The organism is Streptomyces lycii, assembly GCF_009735685.1.
GTDB classification, from domain to species: domain Bacteria; phylum Actinomycetota; class Actinomycetes; order Streptomycetales; family Streptomycetaceae; genus Streptomyces; species Streptomyces lycii.
On sequence record NZ_WHPN01000341.1, the window covers coordinates 842 to 5,795 of the forward strand.

6 protein-coding genes are annotated in these 4,954 nt (G+C 73.3%); 5 read left to right on the forward strand and 1 reads right to left on the reverse strand.

What is annotated here, in order from left to right:
- Positions 1–111: 111 nt before the first annotated feature.
- Complete coding sequence (locus GCU69_RS21910) at positions 112–882, reverse strand: SigE family RNA polymerase sigma factor (protein ID WP_098753665.1); 771 nt, start codon at positions 880–882, stop codon at positions 112–114.
- A gap of 243 nt (positions 883–1,125) precedes the next feature.
- Here GCU69_RS21910 and GCU69_RS21915 point away from each other — a divergent pair, with 243 nt between their 5' ends.
- The 5 genes from GCU69_RS21915 to GCU69_RS21935 form a co-directional block, all read left to right on the forward strand.
- Positions 1,126–1,803 carry a response regulator transcription factor gene (locus tag GCU69_RS21915; protein ID WP_176604625.1) on the forward strand — a complete coding sequence of 226 codons (678 nt, stop codon included), beginning with the start codon at positions 1,126–1,128 and terminating at the stop codon, positions 1,801–1,803.
- Complete coding sequence (locus GCU69_RS21920) at positions 1,701–3,320, forward strand: sensor histidine kinase (RefSeq protein WP_156206963.1); 1,620 nt, start codon at positions 1,701–1,703, stop codon at positions 3,318–3,320. The genes GCU69_RS21915 and GCU69_RS21920 overlap by 103 nt, the downstream gene beginning before the upstream one ends.
- Positions 3,317–4,021: a hypothetical protein gene (locus GCU69_RS21925; protein WP_235978622.1), complete on the forward strand. Its 705-nt coding sequence runs from the start codon at positions 3,317–3,319 to the stop codon at positions 4,019–4,021. The genes GCU69_RS21920 and GCU69_RS21925 overlap by 4 nt, the downstream gene beginning before the upstream one ends.
- Before the next feature lie 98 nt (positions 4,022–4,119).
- Complete coding sequence (locus tag GCU69_RS21930) at positions 4,120–4,692, forward strand: VanZ family protein (RefSeq protein WP_156206960.1); 573 nt, start codon at positions 4,120–4,122, stop codon at positions 4,690–4,692.
- Positions 4,693–4,784: 92 nt separating this feature from the next.
- Positions 4,785–4,954 (forward strand): PspC domain-containing protein (locus GCU69_RS21935; RefSeq protein WP_156206961.1); only part of this gene is annotated, 170 nt, incomplete at its 3' end.

The following is a 4,954-nucleotide window of genomic DNA, read 5'->3' on the forward strand; positions in this document are numbered from 1 at the left end:
CCCGCTTCTCGTTCCGCCGGCCCCCGCCGGCGGCCCCCGTTCACCTGCCCGTCCCCCGACAGGCAGGCCGCTCCCCCGTGTTCCCCCCGGGCGGCCCGTGCCGCCCGCTTCTCAGGCGACCAGTTCGCCGAAGGACTCCTGCTGGTCCCTCCCGAAGCTGAGCGCCTCGTCCTCGCGCAGCCGGCGCAGTGAGCGCCAGATGCTGCTCTTGACCGTGCCGACACTGATGTTGAGTATGTCCGCGATCTCCGGGTCGGTCCGGCCCTCGTAGTAGCGCAGGACCAGCATCGTCCGCTGGAGTTCGGGAAGCCGGGACAGCGCCTGCCAGAGCACGGCGCGCAGCTCGGTGCCGCGCATCGCGTCCAGGTCGGCCGGGGTCTCCGGCAGTTCCTCGGTCGGGTACTCGTTGAGCTTGCGCCGGCGCCAGGCGCTGATGTGCAGATTCGTCATCGTGCGCCGCATGTAGCCGCCGACCGCGGCCTTGTCGCTGATCCGGTGCCAGGCGCGGTAGGTCGAGAACAGCGCGCTCTGCAGCAGGTCCTCGGCCTCGTAGCGGTCCCCGGTCAGGTGGTAGGCCGTCGCGTACAGGGAGGCGCGGCGTTCCTGTACGTAGGCGGTGAACTCCGCCTCGGACAGTCCGTCCCGCTCCCCCCGCTCCTCCCCGTACGCCCCGGTCCGGTGGGAGGAGGCGCCCCCGTGACCCCCGTCGTCGCCTCCCGCCACCGCGTCGATCGCCACACTGTGCAGCGACTGCTGACGCTGACGCCCGGCGCCGCGAGCGCACCCCCGCCCGCTCACGGCACCGGACTTCTCTCCGCTCCACCCGGCCGTGTGCAGGCGCGTGACAACTGCGCTGGTGGTTCCGGTGTGCAGTGTGCTCATCTCGCGCCCCCCGTCGGTGGAGCCTGCTTGCCTCCGCTTGCGCCGGGCCGCCGCTCTCCTGCCCGGTGCACAACAGACTGCCGGGGCAGTTTCATCACGGTGTCTGCCGACTGTCACAGGCCTGTCACAGGGGGCTCCGCACCGGCGGAACGGACCCGCCGCGGACCCTCCGCGGACCCGGAGCGGAATCCCGAATTCTTCGGCGGTCGAACTATCGGCCCTCCGTGGGCCAGAATGACCACCGTGCCTTTCCTGTTGCTGATCGAGGACGATGACGCCATCCGAACGGCCCTCGAACTCTCCCTGTCTCGCCAGGGCCACCAAGTGGTGGCCGCGGCGACGGGCGAGGACGGCCTGAAACTGCTGCGCGAGCAGCGGCCGGATCTGATTGTGCTGGACGTGATGCTGCCGGGCATCGACGGATTCGAGGTGTGCCGCCGGATCAGACGCACCGACCAGTTGCCCATCATTCTGCTGACCGCGCGCAGCGACGACATCGACGTGGTGGTGGGGCTGGAGTCCGGCGCCGACGACTACGTCCTGAAGCCCGTGCAGCCACGGGTGCTCGACGCGCGTATCCGTGCGGTGCTGCGGCGCGGCGAACGGGAGGCGAACGACGCCGCGGTGTTCGGCAGCCTGGTCATCGACCGGTCCGCCATGACCGTCACCAAGAACGGCGAGGACCTCCAGCTCACCCCGACCGAGCTGCGGCTGCTGCTGGAGCTGAGCCGGCGCCCGGGGCAGGCCCTGTCCCGGCAGCAGTTGCTGCGCCTGGTGTGGGAGCACGACTACCTGGGCGACTCGCGGCTGGTCGACGCCTGTGTGCAGCGGCTGCGCGCCAAGGTCGAGGACGTGCCGTCCTCACCGACCCTGATCCGTACGGTCCGGGGTGTCGGCTACCGGCTGGACACCCCGCAGTGACCGACTCCCCCGGCCGGGTCCGCGGCTGGGCCTCGGGGCTGCTGCGGCTGACGAGCCTGCGGCTGCGGCTCGTGGTGGTCTTCGCCCTGGTCGCCCTGACCGCCGCCGTCTCGGCGTCCGGCATCGCGTACTGGCTGAACCGCGACGCGGTGCTCACCAGGACGCAGAACGCCGCCCTGAACGACTTCCGGCAGTCCCTGGCCGACCATGTGCGCGCGCTGCCCATGCGGCCGCCCTGCGACCAGCTGAGGGCGGCCGCCGAGGGGATGGCGGAGAACACCACGCAGCGCTATCAGGTCGTCCTGGTCGACCGGGAGCGCGACGGCGGCGAGTGCGCGGCGCCGTCCGACGTGGACAGCTTCACGATGGCCTCGGTCCCCCGGTCGCTGCGCACGGCCGTGGACGAGCGCCGCCCGGCCGACGAGGGCGACGGGCTGCCGTACCACCTCTACTGGCAGCGGGTCACGCTCGACGGCGAGCCGTTCCTGGTCGGCGGGGCCAAGGTGATCGGCGGCGGGCCGACCGGCTACATGCTCAAGTCGCTGGCGTCCGAGCGGGACGACCTCAACTCGCTGGCCTGGTCGCTGGGCATCGCCACGGCGCTCGCGCTGGTCGGTTCGGCGCTGCTCGCGCAGGCCGCGGCCTCCACCGTGCTGCGGCCGGTGCAGCGGCTGGGTGACGCCGCGCGGCGGCTCGGCGAGGGCAAGCTGGACACCCGGCTGCGGGTCTCGGGCACGGACGAACTGGCGGAGCTGTCCCGCACCTTCAACGCGGCGGCGGCATCGCTGGAGAAGCGGGTGGAGGAGCTGAGCGGGCGCGAGGAGGCCAGCCGCCGCTTCGTCGCCGACATGTCGCACGAGCTGCGCACCCCGCTCACGGCGATCACCGCGATGACGGAGGTCCTGGAGGACGAGGCCGACAACCTCGACCCGATGATCGAGCCCGCCGTGCGGATGGTCGTCACCGAGACCCGGCGGCTCGGCGACCTGGTGGAGAACCTCATGGAGGTCACCCGGTTCGACGCGGGCACGGCGCGGCTGGTGCTGGACGACGTGGACGTCGCCGACATGGTGACGGCCTGCATCGACGCCCGCGCCTGGCTGGACGCGGTGGAGCTGGACGCCGAGCGGGGGTTCGTCGCCCGGCTCGACCCGCGCCGGCTCGACGTCATCCTGGCGAATCTGATCGGCAACGCGCTCAAGCACGGCGGCTCGCCGGTACGGGTCTCGGTGCGGCACGACGACGCGTGGCTGACGATCGAGGTCAAGGACCACGGGCCGGGCATCCCGGAAGAGGTGCTTCCGCACGTCTTCGACCGTTTCTACAAGGCGAGCGCGTCCCGGCCGCGTTCGGAGGGCAGCGGGCTCGGGCTCTCCATCGCCGTGGAGAACGCGCACATCCACGGCGGCAGCATCACCGCCGCCAACGCCTCGGAGGGCGGCGCGGTCTTCACGCTGCGGCTCCCCGTGGACGCGGCGCCGCAGGAGCCGGACGAGCACGAACAGGACCACGAGTGATACGCACCACCGCCTCCGGCACCGGCCTCCGCACCGGCTGCACCGGCCCCACCGGTCGCGTCCGGCGCTCCCGGCGCGGCCGTCGCGGCCTCGTCGTCCGCCGGATGCTGGCGATCGCCCTGGCCTCCGCCGCGCTGCCGTTCGCCGCCGGCTGCGGCATCCGCGGCACCTCCGTCCCCGTCGACGCGGGCCCCGCGCCCTCCCGCTCGTCCTGCGCGACATCCGGCTACCGCAGCCCGGTTCCCGACTCGCCGCGCGAGCGCTCCGCCAACGTGTATCTGGTCTGCGGCAGCCGGCTGGTTCCGGTGGAGCGGCTGCTGCGGCCGACGGGCGGGGACCCGGACGAGGAGGGGCTGGGGTTCGCCCGCGCCCTGCTCGCGGAGCTCCAGTCGCAGCCGACCGGCGGGGAGGCGCAGAGCGGCTTCGCCACCGAGGTGCCGGACGGGCTGCGGATCGAGGGGGCCCGCGAGGACGACCCGGCCGGTGTGCTGCGGCTGAGCGCCGATCCCGCCGACCTGCCGCCGTACGCACTGGCCCAGCTCGTGTGCACGTACTCCGCGACGGCGGCGGCGGGCGACGAGCGCTCGGTGCTCCTCGGCGGGCCGGACGGCGAGCCGCCCGGGCGCTATCCCTGCACGGACGAGTTGCGCGCGCGGCCCGGTTCCGTGCGCCCTGCGGAGACCGGCACCCCGGCCGCGTGACCCCGCAGGCGGCGCGGCACGTGCTGTGACAGGCGCAACACCCCCCGACGGTGCCGACGGGCGGAACCACCACACGCCCCCCGTGCGTCCTTGCTCGCGTGCAGCGTCATGGTTGCGGCGCACGTGCCGCCTTCCGCCTCCGCGCGACGGGACTCCTACTCCTGGTCGCACATCTGCTGTACGTGGGCTGGGTCTCGCTGCGCCCGCCCACGGTGCCCTGGGTGACCGCCTCGAACCTGCGGCCCCTGGCCACCATCCGGGCCGAGCTGGCGCTCGGCGTCTGGCCCGCCGTCCAGCATCTCGGCGGCACCCTGCTGCTGCTCGCCCCGCTCGGTGTCCTGCTGCCGTGGGCGACCGGGCGGCTCGGCGGCTCCCTGCTGGGGTCGCTCGCCCGGACGGTCTTCGCGGGGGTCATGGTCTCGCTCGGTGTCGCCCTGCTGCGGACGAGCCTCTCCGGCCGCACCCTCGACGTGGACTCGCTGATGCTGCACGCCACGGGCGTGGCCCTGGCACATCTGACGCTGGTGCCCGCGCTCCGGGCCTGGCTGCGGCGGCACAGCGAGCGGCCCGGCACGGCCGCGCCGGGCGGGACACAGCGCCGGGAGGTCCGGCCGGCGGAGCCGGCTCAGGGGTCGCCCCCGACGATTTCCAGGGTCCGCACCGTCCCATAGAGGGATGCTTTGCACCTTTCGTGCGCATACCGTCGAATTGTCGGGTCACGATCCCGGCGTCCGCGCGAGACGACGCACGAAGGAGATTCGTCATGAGCGCTCTGGTCCGCCCCCGCGACGACCGCGTGATCGGTGGTGTCTGCGCAGCGCTGGCACGGCGCTTCGGGCTCCCCCCGACCACCGTGCGCGTGGCCTTCCTGGCCTCGTGCCTGCTGCCGGGGCCGCAGTTCCTGCTGTATCTGGCGCTGTGGGTGCTGCTGCC

What these genes read in the sequence shown, in the direction of transcription:
- GCU69_RS21910 (WP_098753665.1), bottom strand. Translation starts at nt 882, where the DNA reads ATGAGCACACTGCACACCGGAACCACCAGCGCAGTTGTCACGCGCCTG.